This is a genomic window from Burkholderia sp. Bp9142, from assembly GCF_003853415.1.
Taxonomy (GTDB): Bacteria; Pseudomonadota; Gammaproteobacteria; order Burkholderiales; family Burkholderiaceae; genus Burkholderia.
In genome coordinates this window covers 65,412-80,398 of the sequence record NZ_QTPP01000018.1, presented here as the reverse complement: position 1 = coordinate 80,398, position 14,987 = coordinate 65,412, and the positions used below count along the sequence as shown (strand labels likewise).

The window sequence follows — 14,987 nt, the reverse complement described above, 5'->3', positions numbered from 1 at the left end:
GCGTCCGACATCACGCCTTCAGCAGCGGCAGCGTGTCGAAGCGCTGCTGCAGCACGTGTGTCGCATCGAGCCCCCACCACGGCCCGAGCACGGTCGCATAAAGCTGGCGAAAGTCGATCGCGACCGGCAGGTTGCCGTTGCCATCCAGGTGCCCGAGCGCGGGCGCCGCACCGTACAACCCGCCGGCCACGCGGCCGCCCATCACGAAATGCGGCGCGGCGGTGCCGTGATCGGTGCCGTTGCTCTGGTTCTCGCGCACGCGCCGCCCGAATTCCGCATACGTCATCACGAGCGTCTGGTTCCAGCGTCCGAGCTCGATCAGCGCGCCGCGCATCGCACTCATCCCTTCCGCGAACTGCTTGAGCAGCGCAGCCTGCTGTCCCGGCTGGTTCTGGTGCGTGTCGAACCCGTTGAGCGTGAGCCGCAGCACCGCGACGCCGTCCTGCGCGCCGGGCCCCGACGCTTCGCATGCCGCGAGCACCTGCATCGCGGTCTTCACCGACGTCCCGAACGTACCAGCCGGAAAGGCCGTCCTGAACTCGCGCATCCCGCCGCGCGGGCGCAGCCGGTCGGCCGCCTTCACGATGTCGTTCTCGACGTCGATGATGTGCGCGAGCGCCGGATTCCGTTCGCGCAGCGACGACGGCTCGGCCAGCCGCGCCGCGCGGATGAACTGCGCGGGATTGACGAGCGCGATCGCGCGCGCGCCGTTCGCGAGCGGCCCCATCTCCGCGCTGCCGAGCACGACGCCGTCTGCCGCGAAACCGGGCGGCACCGGCGCCTGCGCGAACGTGCGCGTGAGCCAGCCTTCGTGCAGGTACTGGTCCGAGCGTGACGCGGTATCCCAGATCTCGATCGAACGGAAATGCGACAGGTTCGGCTGCGGATAGCCGACGCCCTGCACGATCGCGACCTGCCCGTCGCGCCACAGCGGCATCAGCGGCGCGAGCGACGGGTGCAGCCCCGTATGCGCATCGAGCTGCAGCACCTGGTCGCGCTTGATGCCGATGCTGCGGCGGAACGGGTAGTAGAGCGGATCCGCATACGGCACCACCGTGTTGAGGCCGTCGTTGCCGCCCTTCAGCTCGACCAGGATCAACACGTTCGCATAGCCGGCCTCCGGCCGCCGCTCCGCCGCGGCCATCGCTATCGCCGCCTGCACGGGCGGCTGCCACAACGACACGCCCGCCGCGGCCGCGGCGCCCGTCAGCGTCAGAAAATCACGTCGGTTCATCGTGCATCCTTCGGTTCGCCGTGCGGCATGGCCACCGCTGCAGCGCGCCTGTTCGTCGTTGTTTCAGTCATTTCAGTTGATAGGCCGGATCCATCAACAGCGCCTCGAGATACGCGCTGCCGGTCGAGTCCGTATCGATCGCCGCGACCGGCGACACCGGCAGCACCGCGTGCTGCAGTTGAAGCTCGGTCGACAATCCGGCGATCGCCTGCGGCCGCGCACGATACTGCGCGAGCCAGCGTTCGAGGTCGAATCGCAGGCCGCCGCGCGCGGGCTTGCCCTTCGCGCCGGGCAAGCCCGCACCGGACGCGGTGTCCGCAACCGGCATCGCATGCGCACGGGCATTCGGCGACGGCGCCGCCATCGCATGCGCGGGTGCACGCATGCCGGCCGTCTCGGTCGCGCGGAACAACTGCTCGACGAACTGCTTGCGCGCGAGCAGCGTGGTGCTGTTGATCCACATCGCGCCGCCCGGCCAGCCCTTCACGTTCGGCGGATAGAACAGGTTCTGCCCGAGCGTGCGCACGGTGTCCGCGAGCGTCTGCGGATCGCCGTACGCGACGTCGAACAGCCGCACCGACCCGACGACGAACTCGGCCGGCGACTTGACGAGCACACCGCGATTGCGCGGGTCCCAGAACGCGTCGGTCGACCATAGCGCGGCGAGCGCCGCGCGGATGTCGTAGCCGCTCGCGCGAAACCGTTCGGCCACGACATCGAGCGCGCCAACCTCGGGCGTATCGGCCACGAACTCGCGCCACAGCCTGCCCGCGATGAAGCGCGCGGTGTCGGGCCGCTTCAGCAGGATGTCGAGAAACCCGTCGCCGTCGAACGCGCCGGTCTCGCCGAGTATCGTCTTGTCGCCCGCGTCGTGCCATTCGGGCCGCACCGCGAAGCGCAGCGTATCGGGATCGACGCTCCAGCCGGTCATCGCGCGCGCGGCTTCGGTCACGTCGTGCTGCGTGTAATGCCCTTCGCCGAGCGTGAACAGCTCCATCGCCTCGCGCGCGAAATTCTCGTTCGGACGCCCCTTGCGGTTGCTGGCGCCGTCGAGATACTGGAGCATCGCAGGATCCTTCGCGACCGCATGCAGCAGCGCGCCGAAGTTGCCGAGCGCCTCGCGGCGAAACAGCGCATTCTGCGCGGCCATCGTCTGGGGGTACGGAACCTTGTCCTGCCCGGACGTGAAGTGCCCGTGCCAGAACAGCGTCATGCGCTCGGTGAGCGGCGACGGCGTCGCGACCATCTCGTTGACCCACGCCGCGCGCAACGCATCGTAGCGGCGATTGCGTTCGCGCTGCTCGTCGCGCCGCATGTCCGGCGTCAGCGCCTGACGCTGCGCGCGCGTCGGCGGCAACTCGGCGAGCCAGTCGGGCCACGCCGTCACGGGCTCGCGGCGCACGTTGCCGAGCGTATCGGCGACGACTTGCGCACGCGTCATGCCGACGATGCGGGCGACCTCGGCCGGTGCGGGAGAAAAGCCGGTACGGCTCAGGAAGAACAGCGCATCGTCGGCGTCGAGTGGCGCCTGCATCGCGGGCGATGCCGGGGCGGCAGCGTTCGCTTTCATCGTGGACTCCCGGAACGCACCGGCGGTGCGGATGCCGGTTCAACGGCAATCGGCAGGCAAAAGTTGACCGAAAGTTGACGGAAAAAGTGCTACGAATCTTTTCCGCGCGGCGTGTTCCGCGCAGTGCGAACACGGCACACGTCAGCGCTTGTACAGCTCGCGGACGGCGTCCTCGATGTGCTGGCGCAACAGGTGGCGCTCCTCGGGCGTCATGTGCCCGTCGCGGCGGTGCTGTTCGAGATCGGGAGGCACGGCGGAACGGACCGCCATGTCGGCGGCGCGGTCGGACTGCGGCGCTTTACCGCGCTGCAGCTTGCGCGACGAGGCGCCCTGCTCGGGGCGCTGCGCATACGCGAAGTTCGACGCATATGGACCGGCAAGTGCGATCGTCAGCATCAGTGCAATCCGGGCAGATCGCATGACCGTCCTCGCTTCTCTGGTCGATTTGTTCCCTTCGTCACGCGGCAACCGGTTACCTCTGGTACTTGAAAAACCCTGCGGAATTCGGGTGTACAAAGATGAAAGATGGAGTGCAGGGGAGTATCTACCGAATTTCGGCTTCGAGTAAAGGAATCTCTATAGCCTGCCTTTACTCCGCGCGACACTACGAGTAAATTTTGTAACGGACTGTAACGCGCGAAAATACGCGACCGTGCGTGATTTCCCATTCGCGATAAGATGCCGATCATGGAAACGAAAAACCCCTCCAAGATTCTCGTCGTCGACGACGACCCGCGCCTGCGCGATCTGCTGCGCCGCTATCTCGGCGAGCAGGGTTTCAACGTCTACGTCGCGGAGAACGCGACCGCGATGAACAAGCTCTGGGTGCGCGAGCGCTTCGACCTGCTCGTGCTCGACCTGATGCTGCCGGGCGAAGACGGCCTGTCGATCTGCCGCCGCCTGCGCGGCAGCAACGACCGCACGCCGATCATCATGCTCACCGCGAAGGGCGAGGATGTCGATCGCATCGTCGGCCTCGAGATGGGCGCCGACGACTACCTGCCGAAACCGTTCAACCCGCGCGAGCTCGTCGCGCGCATTCACGCGGTCCTGCGCCGCCAGGCGCCGGCCGAACTGCCGGGCGCGCCGTCGGAAACCACCGAGGTGTTCGAGTTCGGCGAGTTCTCGCTGAACCTCGCGACGCGCACGCTGACGAAGTCGGGCCAGGAAATTCCGCTGACGACCGGCGAATTCTCGGTGCTGAAGGTGTTCGCGCGTCATCCGCGCCAGCCGCTGTCGCGCGAGAAGCTGATGGAGCTCGCGCGCGGTCGTGAATACGAAGTGTTCGACCGCAGCCTCGACGTGCAGATCTCGCGTCTGCGCAAGCTGATCGAACCGGATCCGGGCAGCCCGCGCTTCATCCAGACCGTCTGGGGCCTCGGCTACGTGTTCATTCCGGACGGCGCTGCCTGATCTTTTTCCTTTCCGGTTTCGCCCGTCCACGGCCCGCCCCATGCGTATCGACCGGCGCCTCCTGCAGCTCGCGTTCGGCGGGCTGTTCTGGCGCACCTTCCTGCTGATCGCGCTGCTGATCTCGGTCAGTCTCGCCGCGTGGTTCCAGAGCTTTCGCGTGATCGAGCGCGAGCCGCGCGCGCAACGCGTCGCGCTCCAGCTCGTCGCGGTCGTGAAGCTCACGCGCACCGCCCTGCTCTATTCCGATCCCGATTTGCGGCGCGCGCTGCTGCAGGATCTCGAGAGCAACGAGGGCGTGCGCGTCTACCCGCGCGAGAAAACCGACAAATTCAAGCTGCAGCCCGACGAATCGCTGAACCGCCTGATCGAACATGACATCCGCAGCCGTCTCGGCGACGATACCGTGATCGCGCAGTCGGTCAACGACATCCCCGGCGTGTGGATCAGCTTCAAGATCGACGACGACGATTACTGGGTCGCGCTCGACCGCGACCAGCTCGACAACGTCACCGGCCTGCAGTGGGCTGGCTGGGGCCTGTTCGCGCTCGCGCTGTCGCTGTTCGGCTCGGCGTTCATCACGAGCCTCGTGAACCGGCCGTTCACGCGGCTCGCGCTCGCCGCGCGCCAGGTCGGTTCCGGCCAGGCGCCCGACCCGCTGCCCGAGCGCGGGATGGGCGTCGCGGCCGATACCAACCGCAGCTTCAACCAGATGGTGCGCGACCTCGAACAGCTCGAGGCCGATCGCGCGCTGATGCTCGCGGGCATCTCGCACGACCTGCGCACGCCGCTCGCGCGGCTGCGGCTCGAGACCGAGATGAGCCCGTCGGACCAGGCGACCAAGGATGCGATGGTTGACGACATCGAGCAGATGGACCGCATCATCGCGGCCTTCATCGATTACGCGCGCCCGTCGCAACGCAAGCCGGAGCCGGTCGACCTGTCGTCGATCGCACAGGAAGTCGCCGCGCGCGTGTCCGGCGAGGACGGCGTCGAGATCCGCACGCGGCTCGCGCCGAGCGCCGTGATCGAAGCCGACGAAACCGACATGCGCCGCGTGATCGGCAACCTCGTCGAGAACGCGCGCAAATACGGCCAGAGCCGCCAGGACGGCGTATCGCGCATCACGCTCGAGACGCGCGTGACGCACGCGCGCGTCGAACTGTCGGTGAGCGACGAGGGTCCCGGCATCCCCGAGGACCAGCTGCCGCTCGTGATGCGCCCGTTCTACCGCGTCGACACGGCGCGCACCAAGGCGGACGGCACGGGGCTCGGCATGGCGATCGTGCTGCGCCTCGTCGGCCGCTATCGCGGCGCGCTGCGCCTGCGTAACCGCAACCCCGAAGCAGGCCTCGAAGTCACGCTCGAATTCCCTGGCGCCGGCAAGGCGCGTGCGGCGGCGTGACGCGTTCGTGCACGCTTCTTGCGCATCACACTATCGGTCCGGTTGAAAAAAACTATGAGGATCGTTAGTTAAAATCTATTGAAGCGCCTTGTTAATAGTGTTATAGTCGTCGGCATGCTGTCACATCAGCGTTGCAGCACCGAGGTAGCTTGACTCAGTCTTCTTCCCAACTCACACAGGAGTATCCGCATGAAAACCGTGGGCGATAAACTCGAAGCATTCACCGTCGTAGCCGCGAAGCCGGGCTTCAACAATCACGAGGAAAACGGCCAGTCGGCGTTCGAGACCGTCACCGAAGCATCGTTCCCGGGCAAGTGGAAGATCATCTACTTCTATCCGAAGGATTTCACGTTCGTGTGCCCGACGGAAATCGTCGAGTTCGCGAAGCTGACGGGGCAGTTCGAAGAGCGTGACGCCATCCTGCTCGGCGGCAGCTCGGACAACGAATTCGTGAAGCTCGCATGGCGCCGTGAGCACAAGGACCTGAACAAGCTGAACCACTACTCGTTCGGCGACGTCAAGGGCGAGCTGATCGACCAGCTCGGCGTGCGCGACAAGGAAGCCGGCGTGGCCCTGCGCGCGACGTTCATCGTCGATCCGGACAACACGATCCAGCACGTTTCGGTGAACAACCTGAACGTCGGCCGCAGCCCGGAAGAAGTCCTGCGTATTCTGGACGGCCTGCAAACGGACGAACTGTGCCCGTGCAACCGTGCAGTCGGCGGCGCAACGCTGTAAGCGCATCGATGCACGAAGCCCGCGGCGCACGTCCTGCCTGCGGGCTTTTTTAACGGCCAACCCATAGGAGATATCAATGGAATTCATCGATTCGATTAAGGCGCGTATCCCCGACTACGCGAAGGACATTCGCCTGAACCTCGACGGCACGATCTCGCGCTCGTCGCTCGAAGGCAACGATGCGGTTGGCGTCGCGCTGGCGGCGGCGGTCGCGGCGAAAAGCACCGTGCTCGTGAAGACGATCCGCGAAGCCGGCGTGCTGTCGCCCGAAGAGACGAATGCCGTGCTGACGGCGGCCGCGCTGATGGGGATGAACAACACCTGGTATCCGTATGTCGAGATGGCCGACGACGCCGACCTGAAGACGCAGCGCGCCGAGCTGCGGATGGGCGCGTACGCGTCGCACGGCGGCGTCGACAAGCGCCGCTTCGAGATGTACGCGCTCGCCGCGTCGATCGTCGGCAAGTGCCACTTCTGCGTGAAGTCGCACTATGCGCTGCTGAAGAACGAGCAAGGGATGACGACGACGCAGTTGCGCGACGTCGGCCGCATCGCGTCGGTGATCAACGCCGCCGCGCAGGTGATCGCCGCCGAAGGCGAATAAGCGGTCGCGCAAGCCGCAGCACGGTGCGGCGGCCATGCGCGCCGAACCGGGCCGCAAAATGAAAATGCCACGCAAGCGCGTGGCATTTTTCATTCCGGCGGCACAACCTGCGCGCCGCTTCGGACCGGCGTCAACCCGGCACCAGCGGCATCAGGCGCTCACGCGCCCAGCTTCACCAGCAGAGCGGCGGCCTGCGCCTCGATGCCCTCGCCGCGGCCGAGGTAGCCGAGCTTCTCGTTGGTCTTCGCCTTCACGTTCACGCGCTCGAGCGGCAGCCCGAGGTCGGCCGCGATGTTCGCGCGCATCCCGTCGATATGCGGCGCGAGCTTCGGCGCCTGCGCGATCACGGTGCTGTCGACGTTCTGGATCGTGAAGCCGGCCGCCTTCACGCGGGCGACGCACTCGCGCAGCAGCACGCGGCTGTCCGCACCCTTGAACGCCGCGTCGGTGTCGGAGAAATGGCGGCCGATGTCGCCGAGCGCCGCCGCGCCGAACAGCGCGTCGGTGATCGCGTGCAGCAGCACGTCCGCGTCCGAGTGGCCGAGCAGGCCGCGCTCGTACGGAATCGTCACGCCGCCGATGATGAGGGGGCGCCCCGGGACGAGCTGGTGCACGTCGTAGCCTTGTCCGATTCTGAAGTCCATGCGTAATCCGGTTTGAGATGAGGTGAAAGTCAGGAAGCGTGCGCGGGGCGCGCGAGAATTGCTTCCGCGAGCGCGAAATCTTCCGGGTACGTGACCTTGAAGTTGCGCAGGCTGCCCTGCACGACGCGCGGCGTGTGGCCGGCCCATTCGATCGCGCTGGCCTCGTCGGTCAGGTCGTGCCCTTCGCGCTGCGCGCGCAGGATCGCGTCGCGCAGCATGCCGATGCGGAACATCTGCGGCGTCTGCGCCTGCCACAGCGCGTCGCGCGACTCGGTGCGCGCGATCGCGTCGCCGCCGGCCGGCACGCGCTTGAGCGTATCGGCCACCGGCAGCGCGACGATGCCGCCGACCGGGTCGTCCTTCAGCGTCGCGACCAGCGTGCGGATCAGCGCCGGCGTGATGCCGGGGCGCGCGGCGTCGTGCACGAGCACCCAGTCCTGGTCGGTCGCACCGAATTCGGCCAGCTCCAGCAGCCCGTTCAGCACCGACGCCTGCCGCGAGCCGCCGCCGCAGCGGCGCACCGCGAAGCGCAGGCCCGCGAAGCGGCGCGCGTCGAAGTGCGTGTCGTCGGGCGCGAGGACGACGAGCGTCTGCGCGAATTCGCTGCACGCATCGAACGCGGCGAGCGTGTAATGCAGGAGCGCGCGGCCGGCCAGCGTGCGGTATTGCTTCGGCACGGCCGAACCGGAGCGGCTGCCCGTGCCGGCGCAAGGAATCAGGGCGAAAAGTCGGGGAGTCACGAAAGGGAAACGCCGGAAAGATGAAATCGAGAAGCGGATTTTATAATAGGTCTTTCGTCTCGACCGGCGCACCGCGCCGCGCCCGTGCCCGCCACCCCTGCCGTCCCTATGCCAGACAACGCTTCCACCCCGTTCGCCTCGCCCGTCGCCCGCGTCAAACCGGGCCAGCGGTTCGCCTTCGACGGCGCGCACGGCTCCGCCGACGCACTCGCCATCGCCCGCTATCTCGCCGACAACCGCGGCGCCGTCCCGCTCCTTGCGGTGATCTGCGCGAACGCGGTCGACGCGCAGCGGCTGTCGCACGAACTCCGCTACTTCTCGCCCGATGCGCGCGTGCGCCTGCTGCCGGACTGGGAAACGCTGCCGTACGACACGTTCTCGCCGCACCAGGATCTCGTCTCCGAGCGCCTCGCGACGCTGCACGACCTCGGCGAGGGCCGCTGCGACATCCTGCTGGTGCCCGCGACCACCGCGCTGTACCGGATGCCGCCCGCGTCGTTCATGGCCGCGTACACCTTCGCGTTCGCGCAGGGCGAGCGGCTCGACGAGGCGAAGCTGAAGGCGCAGCTCACGCTGGCCGGCTACGAGCACGTGAGCCAGGTGGTGCGGCCCGGCGAATACTGCGTGCGCGGCTCGCTGATCGACCTGTACCCGATGGGCTCGCCGCTGCCGTACCGGATCGACCTGTTCGACGACCAGGTCGACTCGATCCGCGCGTTCGATCCCGATACGCAGCGCAGCCTCTACCCGGTGCGCGACGTGCGTCTCCTGCCCGGCCGCGAGTTTCCGTTCGACGAAGCCGCGCGCACGGCCTTCCGCAGCCGCTGGCGCGAGACCTTCGAAGGCGACCCGAGCCGCGCGCCGATCTACAAGGACATCGGCAACGGCGTGCCGTCGGCCGGCATCGAGTATTACCTGCCGCTGTTCTTCGACGAGACGGCCACGCTGTTCCACTACCTGCCGCAGGACGCGCACCTCGTGTTCGCCGGCGATCTCGACACATCGATCCGCCGCTTCACGGCCGATACGAAGCAGCGCCATGCGTTCCTCGCGCACGACCGTGAGCGGCCGATCCTCGAGCCGCAGCGCCTGTTCCTGTCCGACGAGGATTTCTTCGCGTTCGCGAAGCCGTTCGCACGCGTCGTGCTGCCCGCCCAGCCGGCCGGCGGCTGGGCCACGGGCCTGCCCGAACTCACGGTCGATCGCCATGCCGACGATCCGCTCGCCGCGCTGCGCACGTTCGTCGAATCGTCGGGCAAGCGCGTGCTGCTGACGGTCGAATCGGCCGGCCGCCGCGAAACGATCCTGCAGCTGCTCGCCGAGCATCACCTGCGCCCCGCGTCGAACGACCACTTCGCGGGCTGGCTCGAAAGCGAAGCGCCGTTCGCACTCGGCGTCGCGCCGCTCGCGAGCGGCTTCGCGGTGCCGGGCGAAGGCTACGCGATCGTCACCGAGACCGAGCTGTACGGCGCGCTCGGCCGCCGCGCGGGGCGCCGCCGCCAGGAACAGGCGAGCAACGTCGACGCGATGGTGCGCGACCTGTCCGAGCTGAAGGTCGGCGATCCGATCGTCCACGCGCAGCACGGCATCGGCCGCTACATGGGTCTCGTGTCGATGGATCTCGGCGAAGGCGAGACCGAATTCCTGCATCTCGAATACGCGGGCGACAGCAAGCTCTACGTGCCCGTCGCGCAATTGCACGTGATCTCGCGCTATAGCGGCGCCGACCCCGACAGCGCCCCGCTGCACGCGCTCGGCTCGGGCCAGTGGGAGCGCGCGAAGCGCAAGGCCGCGCAGCAGATCCGCGACACGGCCGCCGAGCTGCTGAACCTGTATGCGCGCCGCGCGGCCCGCGAAGGCCATGCGTTCTCGCTCGACCCGCGCGACTACGTGAAGTTCGCGGAGAGCTTCGGCTTCGAGGAAACGCCCGACCAGGCCGCGGCGATCGCGGCCGTGATCGGCGACATGACGAGCGGCAAGCCGATGGACCGCCTCGTGTGCGGCGACGTCGGCTTCGGCAAGACCGAGGTCGCGCTGCGCGCCGCGTTCATCGCGGTGCTGGGCGGCAAGCAGGTCGCGCTGCTGTCGCCGACCACGCTGCTCGCCGAGCAGCACACGCAAACCTTCGCCGACCGCTTCGCGGACTGGCCGGTGCGCATCGTCGAGCTGTCGCGCTTCAAGACCGCGAAGGAAGTGAACGCGGCGATCGCGCAGATCAACGAAGGCAGCGTCGACATCGTGATCGGCACGCACAAGCTGCTGTCGTCGGACGTGCAGTTCAAGCGCCTCGGCCTGGTGATCATCGACGAGGAACACCGCTTCGGCGTGCGCCAGAAGGAAGCGCTGAAGGCGCTGCGCGCGGAAGTCGACGTGCTGACGCTCACCGCAACGCCGATCCCGCGCACGCTCGGGATGGCGCTCGAGGGGCTGCGCGACTTCTCGGTCATTGCAACCGCGCCGCAGAAGCGGCTCGCGATCAAGACCTTCGTGCGCCGCGAGGAGGAAAGCGTGATGCGCGAGGCGATGCTGCGCGAGCTGAAGCGCGGCGGCCAGGTGTACTTCCTGCACAACGAGGTCGAGACGATCGAGAACCGCAAGGCGATGCTCGAGGAACTCGTGCCCGAAGCGCGCATCGTGATCGCGCACGGCCAGATGCACGAGCGCGAACTCGAACGCGTGATGCGCGATTTCGTCGCGCAGCGCGCGAACGTGCTGCTGTGCACGACCATCATCGAGACCGGCATCGACGTGCCGAGCGCGAACACGATCATCATGCACCGCGCGGACAAGTTCGGCCTCGCGCAGCTTCACCAGCTGCGCGGCCGCGTCGGCCGTTCGCACCACCAGGCGTATGCCTACCTGCTGGTCCACGATCCGCAGTCGCTGACCAAGCAGGCGCAGCGCCGGCTCGAGGCGATCCAGCAGATGGAGGAACTCGGCTCGGGCTTCTATCTCGCGATGCACGATCTCGAGATCCGCGGCACCGGCGAGGTGCTCGGCGACAAGCAGTCGGGCGAGATCCACGAGATCGGCTTCCAGCTGTACACCGACATGCTGAACGACGCGGTGAAGGCGCTGAAGAACGGCAAGGAGCCCGACCTCACCGCCCCGCTCGCCGCGACGACGGAAATCAACCTGCATGCGCCCGCGATCCTGCCGGCCGACTACTGCGCGGACGTGCAGGAGCGCCTGTCGCTGTACAAGCGTCTCGCGAACTGCGAGCACGGCGACGCGATCGACGGCATCCACGAAGAGCTGATCGACCGCTTCGGCAAGCTGCCGCCGCAGGCGCACGCGCTCGTCGAGACGCACCGGCTGCGGCTGGCCGCGAAACCGCTCGGCATCGTCAAGATCGATGCGAGCGAGGCCGCGATCGGGCTGCAATTCGAGCCGAACCCGCCGATCGATCCGATGCGCATCATCGAGATGGTGCAGAAGCATCGGCACATCAAGCTCGCGGGCCAGGACAAGCTGCGCATCGAGACGCGCTCGCCCGACCTCGCGATCCGCGTGTCGACAATCAAGGAAACGCTGCGTGCGCTCGCGCCGCGCGCCGACGCGGCGAGCGCCGCACGCTGACGGCAGGGCCGCGATGCTGCACCGCATCGCGGCCGGAGAAGGCGGGCGGACGCGTTTTTGAGTATGATTTTCCCATTCATCAGACGGAGTTTTGCCATGTCCACTCTCGACGCGACGGCGCCGTCCGCCGCCGACCAAGGCGACGCTTCGCTCGTCAGCCTGCCCTGGATCAAGCAGCTGGTGTCGATGGACACGACAAGCCGCGTGCCGAACCTCGGCCTGATCGAAACGGTGTGCGACGCGCTTGCCGCGAAGGGCATCGCGTCGACGATCACGCACGATCCGCGCGAAGGCTGGGCCAACCTGTTCGCGACCGTGCCCGCGCACGACGGCTCGACGAACGGCGGCATCGTGCTGTCGGGGCACACCGACGTCGTGCCGGTCGACGGCCAGCAGTGGGACAGCAACCCGTTCGCGCCGGAAATCCGCGACGGCCGGCTTTACGGCCGCGGCACCTGCGACATGAAGGGCTTCATCGGCACCGCGCTCGCGCTGCTGCCCGAGATGCAGGCGGCCAGGCTCGCGAAGCCGATCCATTTCGCGCTGTCCTACGACGAGGAAATCGGCTGCGCGGGCGCGCCGCTGATGATCGCCGACCTCGTCAAGCGCGGCGTGCAGCCGTCCGGCTGCATCGTCGGCGAGCCGACCAGCATGCGGCCGATCATCGCGCACAAGGGCATCAACGCGTACCGCTGCTGCGTGCGCGGCCACGCGGCGCACTCGTCGCTGACCCCGAAGGGCCTGAACGCGATCGAATACGCGGCGCGCCTCATCTGCCACATCCGCGACATCGCCGAGCGCTTCCGCGCCGAAGGCCCGTTCGACGCGCTGTATGACGTACCGTTCACGACCGCGCAGACGAGCACGATCCAGGGCGGCAACGCGATCAACACGGTGCCGGCCGAATGCCGGTTCGACTTCGAGTTCCGCAACCTGCCGACGCTCGATCCCGAGCAGATCTTCACGCGCATCGAAGCGTATGCGCAGGAAACGCTGCTGCCGCAGATGCGTCGCGAACATCCGAACGCGGCGATCGAGTTCTCGAAGATCGCCGCGGCGCCCGGCCTCGACGCAACCGAACAGGCGGCGATCACGCAGCTCGTGCGCGCGCTGACGGCCGACCAGGACAAGCGCAAGGTCGCATACGGCACCGAAGCCGGCCTGTTCGAACGCGCGGGCATCCCGAGCATCGTCTGCGGGCCCGGCAACATCGAACAGGCGCACAAGCCGAACGAGTATGTCGAGCTCGCGCAGCTCGCCGGCTGCGAGCAGTTCCTGCGCAAGTTCATCCGCAGCATGTCGGTCGACGCACACTGACTGCCCCGCCACGCCGGCCTGCGTGTGCGGGCCGGCCCCCACCCCCGCCACCCGCCACGTCATGTCGACTGAACAACAGGGCACTGCCCATACGACGATCGACGGCGAGCCGATTCCGACGCTCGACGAAATCGCCGCGCAGCATTTCGCGTTGTCGCCGTGGGTCGCGCGCACCCCTGTGTTCGAGCGCGCCGACCTGCCGTCCCTCGAGGGCACGCACGTCAACTTCAAGTTCGAGCTGCTGCAGGCGAGCGGCAGCTTCAAGGCGCGCGGCGCGTTCACGCACCTGCTGGCGCTCGATGAAGCGCGCAAGAACGCCGGCGTCACCTGTGTGTCGGCCGGCAATCATGCGGCGGCCGTCGCGTATGCGGCGATGCGGCTCGGCAGCAGCGCGAAGGTCGTGATGTTCCATACCGCGAGCCCCGCGCGCATCGCGCAGTGCAAGCAGTACCGCGCGGAAGTCGTGCTCGCCGGCAGCGCGTCGCAGGCGTTCGACCTCGTGCGGCGGATCGAGGCCGAGGAAGGCCGCTTCTTCATCCATCCGTTCAACGGCTATCACACGATTCTCGGCACCGCGACGCTCGGCTACGAATGGGCGACGCAGACGCCCGATCTCGACGCGGTGATCGTGCCGATCGGCGGCGGCGGGCTCGCGGCCGGCATGGCGACCGCGCTGCGGCTCGCGAACCCGCGTGTGCGCGTGTACGGCGTCGAGCCGGAAGGCGCCGACGCGATGAGCCGCAGCTTCGCGGCCAATCACACGATCAAGATGAGCGCGATGCAGACGATCGCCGATTCGCTGATGGCGCCGCACACCGAGGAATACAGCTACCAGCTGTGCCGGCGCCACCTCGAGCGCATCGTCACGGTGTCCGACGACGCGCTGCGCGCGGCGATGCTGTTCCTGTTCTCGCACCTGAAGCTGTCGGTCGAACCGGCCTGCGCGGCGCCGCTCGCGGCGCTGCTCGGCCCGCTGCGCGAAACGCTGCAGGGCAAGCGGGTCGGCGTGCTGCTGTCCGGCACGAACACCGACCCCGCCACGCTCGGCATGCATCTCGCGCACGCGACACTGCATCACTGAATCCACGCAGGATACTCAGGGTTATCCCCAGTTTATGTTGACAGCCCTGTTGATAACCCGCCGGACAAACACGCAAGTGGTTGAGCGCGCAGCGTTTTATGTGTGCGAAGGGCGCCGGACGCGAAATAGGCAGATGCCGCCGCCGAGCGCACGTACCGCGACGTGGCGGCGTCGCATGCGGCACGTGATCGGCGCCGCCGCCATCGCCCTGCTCGCCGGTTGCGCGGCACCGCCCTCGCCCGTCATCGACGCTTCTGCGGCCTGCACACAGCCGGACGCACACCGGATGCTGCAGGCCGACCTGCTGTTCGGGCGTGATATCGCCGGACGCGGCCCCGTCACGGATGCGGAACGCTCGGCCTTCCTCGCCGACGTCGTCACGCCGCGCTTCCCGGACGGCTTCACCTACTGGGACACCCACGGCCAATGGCGCGACCGCGCCACCGGCCGGATCATCCGCGAAGCGAGCTTCGTGGTCCGTATCGTCGCCGACGATACCGCCGACACGCACGCGCGGCTCGCCGCGATCCGGCATGCGTACCGTGAGCGCTTCCGGCAGGACTCGGTCGGCATCACCCTCGTGCCGGCCTGCGCGTCGTTCTGATTCGCGCTGCGCGGCCCACGCGCGACGACACGCAAAAAGAACGGGCGCCCGAAGGCGCCCG

Annotated in this window: 13 protein-coding genes; 8 read left to right on the top strand and 5 right to left on the bottom strand. The window is 67.8% G+C overall.

The annotated features are described in order from the left end of the window. Positions 1-10 precede the first annotated feature (10 nt). The 3 genes from DIE22_RS20625 to DIE22_RS20615 all read right to left on the bottom strand — a co-directional run bounded on the left by DIE22_RS20625 (position 11) and on the right by DIE22_RS20615 (position 3,224). Positions 11-1,234, bottom strand: a complete 1,224-nt coding sequence (locus DIE22_RS20625; protein WP_124500090.1) for a DUF1501 domain-containing protein — start codon at positions 1,232-1,234, stop codon at positions 11-13. 67 nt (positions 1,235-1,301) lie between these two features. Then, positions 1,302-2,804, bottom strand: a complete 1,503-nt coding sequence (locus DIE22_RS20620) for a DUF1800 family protein (RefSeq protein ID WP_124500089.1) — start codon at positions 2,802-2,804, stop codon at positions 1,302-1,304. Positions 2,805-2,945: 141 nt separating this feature from the next. Next, a complete protein-coding gene (locus DIE22_RS20615; RefSeq protein ID WP_124500088.1) occupies positions 2,946-3,224 on the bottom strand; it encodes a hypothetical protein in 279 nt (92 codons plus the stop codon). 258 nt (positions 3,225-3,482) lie between these two features. Here DIE22_RS20615 and ompR point away from each other — a divergent pair, with 258 nt between their 5' ends. The 4 genes from ompR (at position 3,483) to DIE22_RS20590 (ending at position 6,961) form a co-directional block, all read left to right on the top strand. After that, the gene (ompR, locus tag DIE22_RS20605; protein ID WP_006478565.1) at positions 3,483-4,217 is read left to right on the top strand and encodes a two-component system response regulator OmpR; all 735 of its coding nucleotides are present in this window, start codon (positions 3,483-3,485) and stop codon (positions 4,215-4,217) included. Between the two features lie 40 nt (positions 4,218-4,257). Beyond that, the gene (locus DIE22_RS20600) at positions 4,258-5,619 is read left to right on the top strand and encodes an ATP-binding protein (RefSeq protein ID WP_124500086.1); all 1,362 of its coding nucleotides are present in this window, start codon (positions 4,258-4,260) and stop codon (positions 5,617-5,619) included. A 189-nt stretch (positions 5,620-5,808) separates the two neighbouring features. After that, positions 5,809-6,357, top strand: coding sequence for a peroxiredoxin (locus DIE22_RS20595; protein WP_124500085.1), 549 nt, complete (start codon positions 5,809-5,811; stop codon positions 6,355-6,357). A gap of 76 nt (positions 6,358-6,433) precedes the next feature. Further along, positions 6,434-6,961: a carboxymuconolactone decarboxylase family protein gene (locus DIE22_RS20590; RefSeq protein WP_006752031.1), complete on the top strand. Its 528-nt coding sequence runs from the start codon at positions 6,434-6,436 to the stop codon at positions 6,959-6,961. A 158-nt stretch (positions 6,962-7,119) separates the two neighbouring features. Here the strand turns inward: DIE22_RS20590 and ispF are convergent, their stop codons facing one another. After that, positions 7,120-7,605: a 2-C-methyl-D-erythritol 2,4-cyclodiphosphate synthase gene (ispF, locus tag DIE22_RS20585; protein WP_124500084.1), complete on the bottom strand. Its 486-nt coding sequence runs from the start codon at positions 7,603-7,605 to the stop codon at positions 7,120-7,122. 29 nt (positions 7,606-7,634) lie between these two features. Beyond that, a complete protein-coding gene (gene ispD, locus DIE22_RS20580) occupies positions 7,635-8,345 on the bottom strand; it encodes a 2-C-methyl-D-erythritol 4-phosphate cytidylyltransferase (protein WP_124500083.1) in 711 nt (236 codons plus the stop codon). Positions 8,346-8,453: 108 nt separating this feature from the next. On the opposite strand from ispD, the gene mfd reads away from it, so the two are divergent. The 4 genes from mfd to DIE22_RS20560 all read left to right on the top strand — a co-directional run bounded on the left by mfd (position 8,454) and on the right by DIE22_RS20560 (position 14,926). Continuing rightward, positions 8,454-11,924, top strand: coding sequence for a transcription-repair coupling factor (gene mfd, locus DIE22_RS20575; protein ID WP_124500082.1), 3,471 nt, complete (start codon positions 8,454-8,456; stop codon positions 11,922-11,924). Between the two features lie 96 nt (positions 11,925-12,020). Next, positions 12,021-13,241 (top strand): acetylornithine deacetylase, encoded by a 1,221-nt coding sequence (argE, locus tag DIE22_RS20570; protein WP_124500081.1) that lies wholly within the window; start codon positions 12,021-12,023, stop codon positions 13,239-13,241. A 61-nt stretch (positions 13,242-13,302) separates the two neighbouring features. Further along, positions 13,303-14,322 carry a threonine/serine dehydratase gene (locus DIE22_RS20565; protein ID WP_124500080.1) on the top strand — a complete coding sequence of 340 codons (1,020 nt, stop codon included), beginning with the start codon at positions 13,303-13,305 and terminating at the stop codon, positions 14,320-14,322. 175 nt (positions 14,323-14,497) lie between these two features. Beyond that, positions 14,498-14,926, top strand: coding sequence for a DUF3574 domain-containing protein (locus tag DIE22_RS20560; RefSeq protein WP_124605993.1), 429 nt, complete (start codon positions 14,498-14,500; stop codon positions 14,924-14,926). Positions 14,927-14,987 lie beyond the last annotated feature (61 nt).

Bases quoted from the DNA above. Each gene is read 5' to 3' on its own strand.
- mfd (WP_124500082.1), top strand. From the start codon at position 8,454: ATGCCAGACAACGCTTCCACCCCGTTCGCCTCGCCCGTCGCCCGCGTC.
- DIE22_RS20625 (WP_124500090.1), bottom strand. From the start codon at position 1,234: ATGAACCGACGTGATTTTCTGACGCTGACGGGCGCCGCGGCCGCGGCG.
- argE (WP_124500081.1), top strand. From the start codon at position 12,021: ATGTCCACTCTCGACGCGACGGCGCCGTCCGCCGCCGACCAAGGCGAC.
- DIE22_RS20590 (WP_006752031.1), top strand. From the start codon at position 6,434: ATGGAATTCATCGATTCGATTAAGGCGCGTATCCCCGACTACGCGAAG.
- ispF (WP_124500084.1), bottom strand. From the start codon at position 7,605: ATGGACTTCAGAATCGGACAAGGCTACGACGTGCACCAGCTCGTCCCG.
- DIE22_RS20565 (WP_124500080.1), top strand. From the start codon at position 13,303: ATGTCGACTGAACAACAGGGCACTGCCCATACGACGATCGACGGCGAG.
- DIE22_RS20600 (WP_124500086.1), top strand. From the start codon at position 4,258: ATGCGTATCGACCGGCGCCTCCTGCAGCTCGCGTTCGGCGGGCTGTTC.
- ompR (WP_006478565.1), top strand. From the start codon at position 3,483: ATGCCGATCATGGAAACGAAAAACCCCTCCAAGATTCTCGTCGTCGAC.
- DIE22_RS20620 (WP_124500089.1), bottom strand. From the start codon at position 2,804: ATGAAAGCGAACGCTGCCGCCCCGGCATCGCCCGCGATGCAGGCGCCA.
- DIE22_RS20560 (WP_124605993.1), top strand. From the start codon at position 14,498: ATGCGGCACGTGATCGGCGCCGCCGCCATCGCCCTGCTCGCCGGTTGC.
- DIE22_RS20595 (WP_124500085.1), top strand. From the start codon at position 5,809: ATGAAAACCGTGGGCGATAAACTCGAAGCATTCACCGTCGTAGCCGCG.
- DIE22_RS20615 (WP_124500088.1), bottom strand. From the start codon at position 3,224: ATGCGATCTGCCCGGATTGCACTGATGCTGACGATCGCACTTGCCGGT.